The sequence below is a fragment of the Coprococcus sp. TF11-13 genome, from assembly GCF_003481085.1.
Lineage (GTDB): Bacteria > Bacillota > Clostridia > Lachnospirales > Lachnospiraceae > Coprococcus > Coprococcus aceti.
Window position 1 is genome coordinate 1 of record NZ_QUKK01000015.1, and the last position, 14469, is coordinate 14469.

At 39.7% G+C, this 14469-nt stretch carries 20 protein-coding genes, 1 tRNA gene and 3 pseudogenes; 4 read left to right on the forward strand and 20 right to left on the reverse strand.

All coding sequences use genetic code 11. The features are described from left to right. Positions 1-873: tyrosine-type recombinase/integrase (locus DXD11_RS13590; RefSeq protein ID WP_147360987.1), on the forward strand; the 873-nt coding region annotated here is incomplete at its 5' end. Positions 874-1158: 285 nt separating this feature from the next. Here the strand turns inward: DXD11_RS13590 and DXD11_RS13595 are convergent. The 8 genes and pseudogenes from DXD11_RS13595 to DXD11_RS14935 form a co-directional block, all read right to left on the reverse strand. After that, positions 1159-2274, reverse strand: coding sequence for a DUF6017 domain-containing protein (locus tag DXD11_RS13595; protein WP_118758601.1), 1116 nt, complete (start codon positions 2272-2274; stop codon positions 1159-1161). Next, complete coding sequence (locus DXD11_RS13600; RefSeq protein ID WP_055147659.1) at positions 2271-3176, reverse strand: ParB/RepB/Spo0J family partition protein; 906 nt, start codon at positions 3174-3176, stop codon at positions 2271-2273. The genes DXD11_RS13595 and DXD11_RS13600 overlap by 4 nt, the downstream gene beginning before the upstream one ends. Further along, positions 3169-3951, reverse strand: coding sequence for a ParA family protein (locus DXD11_RS13605; RefSeq protein WP_118758602.1), 783 nt, complete (start codon positions 3949-3951; stop codon positions 3169-3171). Before DXD11_RS13605 ends, DXD11_RS13600 begins: the two co-directional genes overlap by 8 nt. Positions 3952-3969: 18 nt before the next feature. Then, the gene (locus DXD11_RS13610) at positions 3970-4215 is read right to left on the reverse strand and encodes a hypothetical protein (RefSeq protein WP_044998373.1); all 246 of its coding nucleotides are present in this window, start codon (positions 4213-4215) and stop codon (positions 3970-3972) included. A gap of 542 nt (positions 4216-4757) precedes the next feature. Further along, complete coding sequence (locus tag DXD11_RS13620; RefSeq protein ID WP_022216261.1) at positions 4758-5132, reverse strand: desulfoferrodoxin family protein; 375 nt, start codon at positions 5130-5132, stop codon at positions 4758-4760. 27 nt (positions 5133-5159) lie between these two features. After that, positions 5160-6104, reverse strand: coding sequence for an L-lactate dehydrogenase (locus DXD11_RS13625; protein ID WP_118758603.1), 945 nt, complete (start codon positions 6102-6104; stop codon positions 5160-5162). 27 nt (positions 6105-6131) lie between these two features. Further along, a complete protein-coding gene (gene rbr, locus DXD11_RS13630) occupies positions 6132-6674 on the reverse strand; it encodes a rubrerythrin (protein ID WP_117551418.1) in 543 nt (180 codons plus the stop codon). A 7-nt stretch (positions 6675-6681) separates the two neighbouring features. Continuing rightward, a pseudogene (locus tag DXD11_RS14935) lies at positions 6682-6949 on the reverse strand (Fur family transcriptional regulator); the annotation flags it as partial. 124 nt (positions 6950-7073) lie between these two features. Between DXD11_RS14935 and DXD11_RS14735 the strand changes: the two are divergent. Next, on the forward strand, positions 7074-7229 hold the full coding sequence (locus DXD11_RS14735) for a PDDEXK nuclease domain-containing protein (RefSeq protein ID WP_279220460.1): 156 nt from the start codon (positions 7074-7076) through the stop codon (positions 7227-7229). Between the two features lie 195 nt (positions 7230-7424). Beyond that, positions 7425-8210: an alpha/beta hydrolase gene (locus DXD11_RS13645; protein ID WP_118758604.1), complete on the forward strand. Its 786-nt coding sequence runs from the start codon at positions 7425-7427 to the stop codon at positions 8208-8210. On the opposite strand, the pseudogene DXD11_RS14940 reads toward DXD11_RS13645, so the two are convergent. The 4 genes and pseudogenes from DXD11_RS14940 to DXD11_RS13665 all read right to left on the reverse strand — a co-directional run. Then, a pseudogene (locus DXD11_RS14940) lies at positions 8177-8395 on the reverse strand (methylated-DNA--[protein]-cysteine S-methyltransferase); the annotation flags it as partial. The gene DXD11_RS13645 and the pseudogene DXD11_RS14940 sit on opposite strands and share 34 nt — an antisense overlap. Positions 8396-8408: 13 nt before the next feature. Continuing rightward, on the reverse strand, positions 8409-8555 hold the full coding sequence (locus DXD11_RS13655; RefSeq protein ID WP_238051945.1) for a hypothetical protein: 147 nt from the start codon (positions 8553-8555) through the stop codon (positions 8409-8411). Between the two features lie 54 nt (positions 8556-8609). Continuing rightward, the gene (locus tag DXD11_RS13660) at positions 8610-8843 is read right to left on the reverse strand and encodes a hypothetical protein (protein WP_118758605.1); all 234 of its coding nucleotides are present in this window, start codon (positions 8841-8843) and stop codon (positions 8610-8612) included. Between the two features lie 519 nt (positions 8844-9362). After that, positions 9363-9761 (reverse strand): sugar O-acetyltransferase, encoded by a 399-nt coding sequence (locus DXD11_RS13665; RefSeq protein ID WP_330426648.1) that lies wholly within the window; start codon positions 9759-9761, stop codon positions 9363-9365. A gap of 203 nt (positions 9762-9964) precedes the next feature. On the opposite strand from DXD11_RS13665, the gene DXD11_RS14985 reads away from it, so the two are divergent. Beyond that, positions 9965-10066 carry an AraC family transcriptional regulator gene (locus DXD11_RS14985; protein ID WP_118758606.1) on the forward strand — a complete coding sequence of 34 codons (102 nt, stop codon included), beginning with the start codon at positions 9965-9967 and terminating at the stop codon, positions 10064-10066. Here the strand turns inward: DXD11_RS14985 and DXD11_RS13675 are convergent. The 8 genes and pseudogenes from DXD11_RS13675 to DXD11_RS13715 all read right to left on the reverse strand — a co-directional run bounded on the left by DXD11_RS13675 (position 10061) and on the right by DXD11_RS13715 (position 14328). Next, a complete protein-coding gene (locus DXD11_RS13675; protein WP_118758607.1) occupies positions 10061-10660 on the reverse strand; it encodes a YczE/YyaS/YitT family protein in 600 nt (199 codons plus the stop codon). The genes DXD11_RS14985 and DXD11_RS13675 overlap by 6 nt on opposite strands. A gap of 204 nt (positions 10661-10864) precedes the next feature. After that, positions 10865-11215: pseudogene (locus DXD11_RS13680) on the reverse strand (LysR family transcriptional regulator substrate-binding protein); the annotation flags it as partial. Continuing rightward, complete coding sequence (locus DXD11_RS14990) at positions 11197-11301, reverse strand: LysR family transcriptional regulator (protein ID WP_117551406.1); 105 nt, start codon at positions 11299-11301, stop codon at positions 11197-11199. The pseudogene DXD11_RS13680 and the gene DXD11_RS14990, both read right to left, overlap by 19 nt. Before the next feature lie 4 nt (positions 11302-11305). Then, the gene (locus DXD11_RS13690) at positions 11306-11767 is read right to left on the reverse strand and encodes a DUF2716 domain-containing protein (RefSeq protein ID WP_158579449.1); all 462 of its coding nucleotides are present in this window, start codon (positions 11765-11767) and stop codon (positions 11306-11308) included. A gap of 82 nt (positions 11768-11849) precedes the next feature. Further along, complete coding sequence (locus DXD11_RS14635; RefSeq protein ID WP_279220461.1) at positions 11850-12353, reverse strand: substrate-binding domain-containing protein; 504 nt, start codon at positions 12351-12353, stop codon at positions 11850-11852. A gap of 187 nt (positions 12354-12540) precedes the next feature. Continuing rightward, positions 12541-13821 (reverse strand): type II toxin-antitoxin system HipA family toxin, encoded by a 1281-nt coding sequence (locus tag DXD11_RS13705; protein ID WP_118758609.1) that lies wholly within the window; start codon positions 13819-13821, stop codon positions 12541-12543. Between the two features lie 3 nt (positions 13822-13824). Next, positions 13825-14037 carry a helix-turn-helix domain-containing protein gene (locus tag DXD11_RS13710; protein ID WP_117551401.1) on the reverse strand — a complete coding sequence of 71 codons (213 nt, stop codon included), beginning with the start codon at positions 14035-14037 and terminating at the stop codon, positions 13825-13827. A 220-nt stretch (positions 14038-14257) separates the two neighbouring features. Then, positions 14258-14328: transfer RNA gene (locus tag DXD11_RS13715), tRNA-Trp, on the reverse strand. Positions 14329-14469: the final 141 nt, after the last annotated feature.

Genomic DNA, 14469 nt, shown 5'->3' on the forward strand with positions numbered 1-14469 from the left:
ATCCATTCTTTTTCCGCAGTGTTACAGCAGTCATTCCGTTTTGCAGTATTTCCAAAACAGTTAATCAGTTTCAATCCGATGCAGTATATTAAGCTGAAAAAGCAGGCAGAGGAAGTTGACCTCTTTTCCGATGATGAAGTGGAAGAAGGTACACAGCCGATTTCACATGAGGATTATGAACGGCTTATCCAATATCTGGAAAAGAAAAATCCACCTGCTATTCTGCCGATTCAAATTGCGTATTATGCCGGGCTCCGTATCGGGGAAACCTGTGGTCTTACATGGCAGGACATTAACCTTGAGGAACAATGCCTGACCATAAAACGCAGTATCCGCTACGACGGCATGAAACACAAAAATATTATCGGACCAACGAAACGGAAAAAAGTAAGGATTGTTGATTTTGGAGATACGCTGACTGAAGTACTGAAAGCTGCCAGAAAAGAACAGCTCAAAAACCGGATGCAGTATGGCGAATTATATCACCGCAATTACTACAAAGAAGTGCATGTGAAAAACAGGGTATATTATGAATACTATCATCTTGACGGAACACAGGAAATCCCGACAGATTACAAAGAAATCTCCTTTGTCTGCCTGCGACCAGATGGCTCTTTGGAACTGCCGAGTACACTCAGCATTGTATGCAGATCAGTGGCAAAGAAGCTGGAAGGATTTGAAGATTTCCATTTTCACCAGTTGCGTCACACTTATACCAGCAATCTACTTTCCAATGGAGCTGCACCGAAAGATGTACAGGAACTGTTAGGACACTCTGATGTCAGTACCACAATGAATATTTACGCTCACTCAACAAGAAAAGCAAAACGGGATTCCGCAAGACTTCTTGATAAAGTAGTGAGCAATGCTTAACTAAAAATTTCCCTTATTTCCCTTGCGGATTCCGCATAAGGGCAAAGATAAGGGAAAATACATATCATTTCACTATCTAAGGGGCTGTAAGCCTTGAAAAATAAGGAAAGTTCAGGAAATCTCTCCACAAATTCCGATTTGTAAAACTGTAGCATTGATTATATCAAAGAATCATACTTGCAGCAATCCCCTTAAAACGAGAGGCAGGTGTGCCCTCCTGCCCCTCAAAAGGAAGGGAAGGTGAAAAATATATAGTCAACTGCTGTTTCCAGCAGCTATGAATCGTTACTTACCATAGAAGTCATGGTTTACTTCTGCTTTATAGTAATTACTACATGTTACAGGAGCATTATACAGTGTCGTGAGCATATAGCTTCGTATGTTGCGTACCTTTGTAGTATTATTCCGCAGGCATTCCAGCACATACTCCATCGTATGAAAATCTATCTTCTCCAATCTGCTCCGAACAACATCATATGGGAAATCATATTTATTGATACGGATTACTGGCTGTTTAACCGCTATGGTATCAACCATCAGCTCCACCAATTCGTTTATGTCCATCTTCTCTGTAGGATGGCATTGAAGCAATCCGTCATAATCAATATTATCTTTGATAAATGAGCGCACTTCATCCATCCTATCCATCGTATCAGTTTTCACGCCTGTGCCTGATGGAATGATAGGATAGGTAATCTCCTCCGTATTCTCTGTAGTATTCTCTGTATTTGTCTTACAAAACTTTGTATGAGGTGGTACATCGTTTTGTGGTAGGGTGTTACAAAATTTTGCAGGAGGGTCATACGAAATTTTGTAGAGGGTGGTACAAAATTTTGTAGGAGGGTCATACAAAGTTTTGTATGAGGAGGTACAAAATTTTGTAACAGACTTATTTGCTTGGTTTTCAGCCTGTTTTTGTATTTCTTCCCCTGTGTTTTCTACATCTTCGTCATCTCCTGGTATGTTCAGATATGTACATGTGTAAAGTCTATCAACGCATAGATCAATATACATGACATTATTTAAAACCATTCCGCTATTTGTTTCTATGTTACGGAATTCACGACGGATCACACCGATTTCCTCTAGTCTGTCAAACGCTGCCTTCACACTTCTCCGTGATTCTCCAAACTGCTCGGCAAAATCATTGTAGGTTTTCTGTAGCAAATCCTCTCGAAACTTTTTTCTGTAACCAATTGTCATGCCGCTATGCTCGTCCCGTACTTCCACAGGACGATACCAATACACGATTTCCGACAACACACAGATAGCGAGAAGGTATGGCTTGCCATTTTCACGCAAAATTGTTTTATACCAATTTACCGGTGTAACATTGCCACTAATGCTCATCTCTGCCAGCGCATCCACCGACGCATTACCGGTATTTACAATATTAGTCATGCCCTCTCACCTCTTTTCTTCCATTCATCTAAGAGGTTTATTATAACCTCTGTAATCTTTTCTTCCGTATATCCTTCATCAAAGTAGTCATCCAATCTGTCTGCCTTGAACGTTACCTTTCTCGGCTTTGCTAACACCTGTTCCGGAAGCATGATGTTCCTCACTTCTTCCTGTGTAAGCATATTTTCCCGGCAGGATGCCTTTAGTCTTGCCGACTGCTCTATATTAGGGAATATATTCCTGTCGAGTATTATATCGAGTACCCACTGCTGCTGCTCCTCGTTCAGATACGAAAGATCAACACCCTGAATAAAACCAATCTTTTTCCTGTCAACAAAGTCAAGCAGTTCATCAGAGAGCTTTGCAAGTCTGATATATCGCTGAATCTTCTTTGCGTTCTCGCCGGTTTCCTCACTCATGATATCAAGGCTACTACCCTTATCTCCCTTAATGCCCTGATGTTTCATGGCATAGTAACGCATACTATACGCCCTTGCCTTTTCGCTTGGAAAGATATCTTCTCTCTGAATGTTACTGTCCACCATGACAATGGTAGCTTCATCATCATTCAGATTGCGAATGAACATCGGCATGGTATCAAGACCGGCAAGTTCACAGGCAGCCTTTCTTGTGTGTCCGGCAATGATTTCATAACCACCCTGCGGTCGCATTCTCGCAATCCCTGGAACAAGCACGCCATACTGTCTGACACTCTCTACCATTTCCTCCAGCTTATCTTCATGAATCTGAAACGGATGATTTCTGAATGTATGCAGACTTGCTAAAGGTATTTCTCGGATTTCACCACCATTTGCATTTGCCTGTTCCAGATTTTCGTTTGTACCAAACAGATCGTCAAATGATTTCATCTTTATCTTGGAAGCACTATTGGATTTATTCATCTGCAAGCACCTCCTTTGCGAGCTTCTTATACGCCGCCGCAACTTTTCCTCTTGGGTCATGCTTGAATATACTCACACCCTCTGCGGAAGTCTCTGCCGCTCTCACAGAATGTGGGATAACCGCACCAAACACACGGACATTTTTGCCATAGATTTCTTCCACCATGGACTTGATTTCCTTTGCGTAATTGGTACGTCCAACCATCTTTGTAAAAACGATTCCCTCTATTCCAAGGTTAGGGTTCAAATATTTCTTAGTCCTGCCAAGAGTGGTAATAAGCTGCTGTAAACCCTTTATGGAAAGGTACGCTGCTTCTATCGGTATGATGACTGAATCAGCTGCAGTAAGGGCATTCATTGTCACCATGCCAAGGCTGGAATTGCAGTCAATCAATATATAATCATAAAGATTTCTTACACTTGTTATGTACTCTTTCAATATGTACTCTCTCCGCATGGTATTTACTAATGTGACTTCCAGTCCGGAAAGTTCGATATTGCATGGAAGAAATGATACTCCCTCCTCATGCACGATAACACCTTCCCTCTTTCCATAATCTTCTTCATTGATTACTTTACCCATGATCGTCGAGAGTGTCACATCAAGCTCATCCGGCTCTTCCACACCCAGACTTGAAGAAAGGGATCCCTGACTATCCGCATCTATAAGTAGTACCTTCTTACCTTCTCTTACCAAACCTATACCTAAGTTTACGGTTGTCGTAGTCTTTGCCACGCCGCCTTTTTGATTCACGATTGCTATTACCTTACACATACCGTTGTACCTCCATTCCTATCGAATCACCATGCCACTTCCTACATAGTGACATTTTTCTTCTACCTGCATAACGTTACTTGGTTTCTTACCAGAATCCTTTTTTTTTCTTGATACTTCTGCATACACACGTTTATATTTATCTGTTCCAACATTATCGAAAAAAGTCGAAACATTATTTACTTCAAATCGTTTATCTCTCTGAAGTAAACGTACAAACCAACGTATGTCATTTTTTGTCCCTTGAAGCCTTATCTTTAACATATAGACACCTCCTTGAATAGAAAAATAAAAGGCAGGGATATTCAATATTTGTAATTAAATATCCCTGCCAAATTGGCTATTTTATTCACTTTTATTCATCAAAGAATATTGTGTCCCTCGTGTCGACTCTATAGCCGACAACGACATGAATTCTGTCCACTATCTGCTTTTTATGCCTTTTCACATCGGTTCTGCCGAAATTGAAAAAGCTGCAAAAGTGCGTAAATTCAAGGATTTTCACGAATCTGTACGACGTAGCCCTATTATAGTCTCCACAAGAGTTGTCTCAAGGAACACATCACCAACCACAAGCTTGCCATACTCTGTCACATCCTTGAATGCAACAGGCACAACATTCGGCTAACCATCTGAGCATGTGGCAAGATCCCACATTTCATTTTTTAATAATTTTATCACTGATTCTGTAAGCATAAGCACATCTCCTTTGTTTTTGATGCACCCATGATATTATATCTGCTCCCATCTGGTAAGATATCAGCAAATTTATGAGTTACTAATAAATTTGATAGCTTACTGATATTTTAGCATTTCCATAATCCATGCAGGTTACAATATGCATATACTTCTTCTACCTGTTCACCATCGCAAAGGCAAAAATCTGCTACCGGCTCCTGCCCTGGATTTAACTGTTTTCTGTATATTCCCTGGTTTGTATTTAATGTAATCCACTCAATGAAATGCTCTTCAAGCATTGGATGTTTTGTCTCTCCGACCACGACATGAACATGACTGCCTTCTATAGTATATACAGGTACATGCTTCTCGACAGCAGCATCTGTCACTCCGGCTTTTAATTCCTGCATAGGTTCTCCGCAACAAATTACAGGTACACCCTTATCCTTTACCTTTTCAACAATGTTTCCACAATGCTTACATATATAATACTTTACTTCCATGCCTTTTTCTCCTTCCATGTGTAAAATTTATAATTCAATTGTCTCCATAATCTTTTTCAATGAATCTGCAGATTCCTTAAGCTTTAACGTTTCCTCGCCACTTAAATTAATAGGTATATCAGACTCAATACCATCTGCACCTACAATAGCTGGCATACTTAACGATACTCCGTCAATATCATATACTCCATGAATCATGTGTGATACAGGAAGTATTGATTTTTCATCTCTCATAATCACTTCGCAGATTCTTTTTACAGACATTGCAATTCCATAATATGTAGCGTGCTTTTTGTTTATAATCTCATAAGCACTGTTCTTGACTGCTGTAGCTATTTCTGCCGTGTTTTCCTTGTGCTTGTAATGTCCACGCATTTCACACATTTCACTTAATGGAACACCAGATACATTGGCTGATGACCATGCTACAACTTCGCTGTCTCCATGCTCACCTACTATAAATGCATGAACACTCCTGCTGTCCACAGATAAATGCTCACCAAGCTTATATCTTAATCTGGCACTATCTAACACAGTACCCGATCCAATAACCCTGTTTTCTGGAAGTCCTGATAACTTTATGGCTACCTGAGTCAGGATATCTACCGGATTCGCAACTACAAGCATGATACCTGCAAAATTTCTCTTTGCTATTTCAGGAATGATTGACTTAAATATTGCTACATTTTTATTTACGAGATCAAGCCTTGTCTCTCCCGGTTTCTGTCCCGCTCCGGCAGATATGACAACAATTGCAGCATCAGCCACATCATCATAATCTCCGGCATATATTTTCATCGGACTCGCAAATGGAATACCATGACTGATATCCATCGCTTCTCCTTCTGCCTTGTTCTTATCTGCATCGATAAGGACAATCTCTGTAAACAAGCCACTCTGCATTAAAGCAAAGACTGACGCAGAACCGACAAAGCCACAGCCTATCATTACTGCTTTTTTTGAATTAATCACTTTCTTCTTCGTAATAATCTCATCTCCTTAATAATTCTCTTCATGTACTTCAAAATAGCTCTGTGGATGATTACATACCGGACATACTTCAGGCGCCTTAGTTCCTACCACAATATGTCCGCAGTTACGGCATTCCCATACCTTAACTTCGCTCTTTTCAAATACCTGTGCAGTTTCAATATTCTTAAGAAGTGCACGATATCTTTCCTCATGGTGCTTCTCAATCTCACCTACTGCCCTGAATTTTGCTGCAAGCTCAGGGAAACCTTCTTCTTCAGCTGTTTTCGCAAAGCCTTCATACATATCTGTCCACTCATAATTCTCGCCTTCTGCAGCTGCTGCCAGGTTTTCCTTTGTATCACCAATTCCTGCTAATTCCTTGAACCACATCTTTGCATGTTCTTTCTCATTATCTGCGGTCTTTAAAAATAATGCAGACATCTGCTCATAGCCTTCCTTTTTCGCTACAGAAGCAAAATAGGTATACTTATTTCTCGCCTGAGACTCTCCTGCAAATGCCTCCTGTAAATTCTTCTCTGTCTGTGTTCCTGCATATTTGTTTACTGCCATCTCTTTTACCTCCGTTTTCTTTACTATTTTTCTCCCTGCATTTCGGGCAAATTCCTTTAAATGAAATATCATAATCCAAAAATTCAATTCCATGAATGTTACGAATTTTTTCCAGCAAATTCGGTAATTTCATCCATATCCGCATCAAAAATCTCACTGCACTTTACGCACCTGACATGGTAGTGATTTCTCAATGCGAAATCAAACCGGTTCGGTCCATCGGGAACTTCAACCTTTCTTGATGCACCTTTCTCTACCAATATATCAAGATTTTTTTGAATGGCATTTCTTCTGCTTGTTGCCATTCGTTATTGGGATTAGTTCTTAATAAGGATTATATTCTGTTTTTATTTTATTGTCAAGAAAATAGTAATAATTCTCATTCTCTGACTTTCCTCTTTGCATTTTCTTAATCTCAGAGAAGGGTATGATGAAAAAGAATTGAAAGATGCAATCATGGATAATTCCCAAAAAATTCTGCTTGAATTAGATCGTGAATTTGCTTTTGTCAGCAAAGAATACCCTTTTTTGTCGGAGATGCTAAAAATTTATTGATATGCTGTTCTACAACATACAAAAACACCGTTATGTTTTAATTGAAGTCAAGACAAGGGCATTGATTCCGGAGATATGGGACAATTAGGAACTTACATTGACAGTCGCTTTCGCCAGTGCTAGTATCTGTATTAGTTAGGTGTGTCTAACGTACTTGATTTTAGCACATTAACAAACAATTGGGAGAATATTTTTATGAAAATTTACGAATTCGGGGATAAAAATAAACCGAGCATCATGCTCTTTCCTGGCACCTGCTGCTATTGGAAAACCAACTTTGGACACGTTCTTGATGGGCTTCAGGAGCACTTTCATACTCTGGTTGTCAGCTACAGTGGATTTGACGATACGGAGAATTCTACATTTATTTCAGAGCTTGACGAAGTTCTGAAGGTTGAGAACTACATCAAAGATAAGCTTGACAGAAAGCTGTTTGCAGCATACGGCTGTTCCCTCGGAGGTTCATTTGTCTCTCTCCTGATCGGGCGTCAGAATATACATATAGATCATGGGATCATTGGTTCCAGCGACATGGATCAGGCGCCAAAGTGGCTGGCAAAGCTTGAGACAGCCATCATGATGCCTATGTTCTATCCTTTTATCACCGGCAAGGAAAGCGGTCTTCTTAAAAAAGTATTTGAGAAGAAAATGAACGAGGGAAATGACAGTTCTGAATATATGAAGGAATTCATGGAGATCATGGGAAAAGGAAGCGGAATAGACTTTTCATTCATATCCAAGGAGTCCATGAAGAATCAGTTCTGCACCGACCTATACACAAGCGTTGGAGAACACATAAGCGTACCCGGAACTACTATCCACGTATTCTACGCCAAGAAAATGGGTGTGAAATATCTTGAGCGTTACAGGAAGTGTTTCGCCGATCCGGATATCTGTGAATTTGATCTGCAGCACGAAGAACTGCTGCTTGACGCCGACCGCTGGGTTCATGAGGTCTGCAGGGTGTGCGGCATAAACTGATCTGCTCCTTTCTTAGGTCTGAATAAATCTTTCATATCTGTTTTCTCTATCTCCAGCAGCTTGATCTTCTTGTCTATTCCACCTGCATAACCGGTCAGACTTCCATTTGTACCGACTACTCTGTGACACGGGATGACGCTTGATATTGGATTGTGACCAACAGCACCGCCAACCGCCTGAGCAGACTTTTAAAACAGATCACCCCTCTTGAAGCATTTTTCTCAAATCGCCAAATGTCTCGGATGCAGGGGCAACCCTGACATTTCTCACATCATCTTCTGCCTCAGCCAGAATTTCTAGCAGTTCTATACGAACATTCATGTTTTTATACTCTTCATATGACATAACCACATCATCTCCTCTGACACAACCTCAAATCAATATTAATCTGAGTCTCTCCTACTTCTTAACAACCAAATGCACGACCCCTGCAAATGAAAGTACAATGATCACCACATATACGATCAGTGTAATCAAGTGTCCATCCTGCCAGTTGTCCACCGCAAGCAGAGTCCATAGTGCGCCCTGAACCAACTGCGTTGCAATCTGTATCTTCTTATTACCCTTATTCTTACAGCTTATTATAAGTAATATTATGTAAACAACAAGACCTATACTCAGTAAAATGCTCATCACAAATATAACCACCTTTCGTCTGTATACTCATCTAGTTAGTTTTTCCTAACCAACTTCATTTTAGCACTAATTATTTTAAATTCAATCAGACAAATTCATAAGTTATATTAAGTATGATGAACAGCACAAATTTAAGAGGATGGTGTATTTCCTCAGTAATACTCCCACCCTCTAGTGACTGATTTTTCTGTTGTCCGAACAACGAGACCGACCCTTACGTTCGGCATTGGAGCAAAGTTTTTCGCTGCCTGCCAGCGTCCTGTATCTTTCGCAACAGGATAGGTCACAAGTAATGTAACCTCGGATTGAATCGTGTCAGCCCACGTTGTTCTCATTATGCACTGACACCCAGCGAAATTCAATGAACCTGTAATTAAGTTTTGCCATTTCATCATAACTGCACACAAAGAAAGCCGGTCCAAGCACAAAGAACCGGCTTTATATAAGTGGAGGAAGGTTTTCTATCCACTTATACGCTATATTATAAAATCAATACGAAGATAGTTTCTTTAAATATTACCATCCCAGCTTCTGGCAGATCTCAGTCCAGGCTTCATCGTCTATCTCCTCATCACGGAAAAGTTTTCTCTTATCATCCTCTGTGATCATGCGAAGTACCTTACATGGATTTTCCGCTGCAACTGCCCAGTCTGGGATATCCTTTGTAACAACACTTCCTGCACCAATTATGGCGTTACTTCCAATATGCACGCCAGGGCTGCCGCCAATCCACATGTTATCTCCAATGGTCACTTCCTTGCCATACTCCCACAGAGCACTGCGCACATCAGGATATATCGGATGACCCGCTGTGTATATCTCTACATTTGGCGCCATGAAACAATTGTCACCTGTGGTCACCTTTGCAACATCAAGGATTGTACAGTTGTAATTTGCAAAGAAGTTCTTGCCCACTTCTATATGTGAACCGTAATCGCAGTAAAATGGTGGGTTGACACAAGCTCAATCAGACTTGCCAAACAGCTCCTTTACAACCTCTGATATGCCGTTGAAATCCGAGCGTTCCATGAAGTTTAGCTTCTGCAATTTCCAGCCTACATAAGGATGGAACAGCTATCCCTCTATCCCGACTACAGAGGTGTCAGCCACTGGCATGAGTGGCATACGCCTGTGGATTTTCCGGTACGAGCTATTTCTGTGAGTTGTTTCACAGGCACTATGGGATTACGCCGAATGAATATAGGAAAGAGAATTTATAGTTTTATGATTCTCTTTGCTCTCCCAACAGTAAACTGAATTATTGGCCCCGATACAATCACAGTAACAACCGTACACACACCAAACTTTCCCCCAAGAATCACGCCTATCACAACCATGGCGGCATCAAGTATCATTCTGACTTTCTTCACCTGCCAGTGATTCTTCTCAGCAAGCGCAAATGTCACGGCCTCATATGAACCACGCCCAAGGTCTGCTGCCGCATACAGTCCTGTTCCCACCGCAAACAACACAATTCCGACGAGCATGATCAACATATTGAGCCACATGTATTTGCTGTAGACGTGCATTTGCGCAAACAGATCAACACACAGACTGTAAACGATCTGGTAAAGTATCGTTCCTATATGTATCTGCGATCTGTCATATATGAGCACAAAAAGTATCATTATCACCGCCACGATGAACGATGCTGCTCCGATACTCACATGAAACGTACCGGATATTCCCTGCCATAATACCGCAAGCGTTGCACCGCCAAATCCGGCATACAATGCCAGGGTTATACCATATGCGGCAATAACTGAACCAATTATTATAACAGTTATCTTCTTTATCCACTCTCTTTTACTCATACAACCTCCTGTTGCCAAATAAAAAGACTATAGATAAAACTGTTATGTTCAGAAACAGCAAAATCTATAGTCTTCTTACGTGCCGAGACAAGCTCTTTTTAATTGTTGCTATACTATATCATTTATAACTTTTTGTCAATAACTGGTATTTCATCCCCTACCACCTGGATACAAATTCAAGAGTCTTGTCAATTAAATTCTCTCCTATGCCTGAAAAGCATTTATTTCTTCTATCATCTTACTGACCGCCAGGGAATATGGAATGTTTCGTCTCCAGGCAATCACAGTACTTGTCGTAATTTCAGGAAAAATTTTTCGTTGTACAAGAATGTCATCTCTCCAATACTTTGCAGCACCTTCGATTGATATCGGATACCCCAATCCATTTGCTGCCATGACTCCGGCATTAGTTCCAAGATTACTCGTAAAAGCAATCTGCAGTTTCGAAAAGTCTTTTCCAAACCAATTGGCGAGTTCACTTTGAACATTTCCTCTTTCGGGCAGGATCAATGTTTTTCCTATGAGATCTTCCTTTTTTATAAACTCTTTTTTGGCTGGGTAATATGCAATTGTTCTGCTGCTTTTGTAAAGCTCTGTTCCTTTGCTACTGTCAGAAAATAGCGTAATAGTCTTAATTCCATATCATTAAAGTCCTAATCTTCCCTTGTTTTTTTCAAACCTTTTAATCAATTCTTTTCCCGTTACTATAATTTCATTTCGCCAGGGATGACCAAAGATTCCACAATTCCATGTGCTATCAATAAAAAAATAATAATCTCCATCCGGATAATATGTTGGAAAATACACTTGACATTGTCTATCAGGATCATAATAGTTATAATTCATAGAAATATCTTCCATTGGCGAGAATTCAAAACAATCATGATTCCAGTCTAAGGCATACATTTTTTCCAGTCCTAATTCCTTCAAAATTGAATTGATTATCTTCTCTTGTTCTTCACTCCAGGGAGTCGCTTTATGATACTTTTTTGTATCGCCTGGTATTATAATCCATTCGCCAGTTATGTCTGTTCCCGGCTTAAACTTAAATTCACTATTTAATTTATCCCATAAAATGATTGCTTCATCTTTAGATATAACTCTCAATATATATTCCCCTTCACACATAAAATAAGAATTTACCGCAGAGCAATACTACACCCGCTTTGTTATTTATCATAGCATCACGCTATGACAAACTGATCATCCATTTGCGCTTTCTAAAAATAGCCAGCGATACGGCTAATCTGAATATTTCTTCCGTAGTGAGCAATGTGTACACGCCTATAATTCCCCATTCGAATACATATGCCGCGAGCAGACACAGTGGAATTCCGATACACCATGTGCCAACAACATCAATGATCATGATGATTTTTATGTTGCCTCCACTTCTTATGATTTCTCCTCCAAGTATCAATAAATAATTCAGCCCTGTGTTTACAACAACCGCACCATCGCGCATTGCCTCAATGCATTCTATAGCAGTCTTTGCCCTGAGGGATGCATCCTGATGAATCGTCGTAAGTGCAGGATTACTTTCTCTGCTTGCCATATTGTCATCAAATCCAATGATCTGGATATCCTTTGGAGTTTTTATGTTCTTTCCCTGTAAGAACCGCATAAACTCAAGCGCATAAAAATCTGACACTACAAAAACAGCCGTAACCCTGCTCTCTAAAAGCTCTGGCAATTTGTCCTGATAAAAGCGAGTTCTCTCTTTTTACGTCTTTGGAATCTCCCATATCATGGTAACTCCCGGCTCAAAGGATGCACAAAACCCTTCTATTCGCTATTTATCCATGCATATAAAATTATCCGCTATACTGTCTATTTTTATATCTATCAACCCCTTAAATTAGACATCGACCTTATATTTCTCATGAAATAAACTCTCTCCTCTTGTCCCTAATTCTCTCATAAATATCAATCGCCTTGTTAAATCCTTTGCCCAGTAATTCATCACATGCTTTATTCAACGCATACGGAAACGCATTTGCCAAATAATCAAACCGCTTCATGGCCATTTGCTCTCCTAGTCCAATATTAGCCGCTTCTCTTCTAAATGAATCTCTGGTGATCTTTTCGATATCATACTCATTTCCAATACTAAATGCCATATCTCTGGTACTGCTTGTATATATCACAGTACTCAATATGTCATATGCCGGTGCCAAACGTACTGTTTTCAACTCTTCATCATAAAGCAATGAAACATTTTTGATATGATTATCTGTATTGCCTATTAAGTAATTAAATATACATATATCCCACATTTTCAATTGATCTGCTATCGGGTTGAACGATTTCTGTCTTATGATCTCAAACATCATTTTTAAATATCCGGCATTATCACTCTCATATTTGTTATGCGCCGAAATTCCCATCGCCTGAGAAAAATCTTCCTGATGTAACCTGTACGGAACATTTAACCCGTTGATTTTTTTTAATCCGTCCTTTATTGCACGATCATATCTTTTAGTTGCTAACAGAACTTCCTCATCTCTGCCATCACCGACATTAACTATAAAACTTTCAGGAATCTCTATTCCCATATTTCCTGCCGTCATCATACACAACTGCTCATTTGTAACTATTCCGTCAAGCCTTACATGACTTTGCTTTACTATATGTGTACTTGGCGCTGCCCCTTTTGGTAAATACCAATCTTTATTATTTTCATCATAATATAACCCAACCTTTCCAGATGCTCCCGCAAGTGACAAATGTGACTTTGTGACTAACTCCGCAGTCTCCATTGCTCCTTCTCTTGCCAACTGACTAACCTCATCAATTGTCAATTTCTGATAATCTGCATTTACTACTTCGTTATTCTCATCTGTAATTTTTATTGCTCCCAGACACTCATTACCTAACCCGGCTAATAATGACAGATAATTATTTGCGTCTGTATGCAATAACCCAGCCACACATCTTCTGGTAAATCCCTCAGGTAACAAACCTTCAAAAAAATTCCTTGTATCATCAACGGAAAATGCGTTTTCAGATAATGGCAAATGTATTGATACCGGTCTGGCTATGTTACCAGATAGATACTCTTCTGCATATGAAAATCTAGCATCTTCTTCATTTTCTCCAATTATACGGCCAACATATGTCTGCAATCCACCAATCTCTATCCAAACCCCCAAATTTCTCATATTCTAACCTCTCTTTTCTACGAGAATATCCATTCCCAGTAAATTGATAATTATAATTGCCTTTCCGATTTCTGCTGTAGCCTTACCTCTTTCCAAATCCGAAATAAAACTTACACTAAATCCTGTAAATTCTGCTATATAAGCCTGAGTATATTTCAGTTCTTTTCTTCTTATTCTGATTGCCTCACCCAAAGATTTTGAATCTATTATTTTCATACATATTCCTCGTCTTTCTATATCAAATTATCAACACATAACTTCATACGCATCATATGGCCGTACGGCTAAATTATATATATACGCTTTGCAAATAAGCCGTACGGCTAATTTTGTATAGTTCTTATTATACAATAAGCCGTACGGCTAAGTCAACTTTTCTTATATAAATAAAAACGCCAGAAGCCTTGTAAAATCAAGGTTTCTGACGCCTAACAAACAGGGGATGAGAGAATCGAACTCCCACCAAAAGTTTTGGAGACTCCTATCATACCATTTGACCAATCCCCTATATACAGAAAAAATTTAACACCTGCTGCAGCGTTAAATTTTCCCGGTACTTTTTTATTCTGTACCTTCAGAATTTCACACAGAAAGAGGTATCTTCTAAAGCTTATCTCTTAGAAACCTCTAAGGATAAGTCCTCGACCT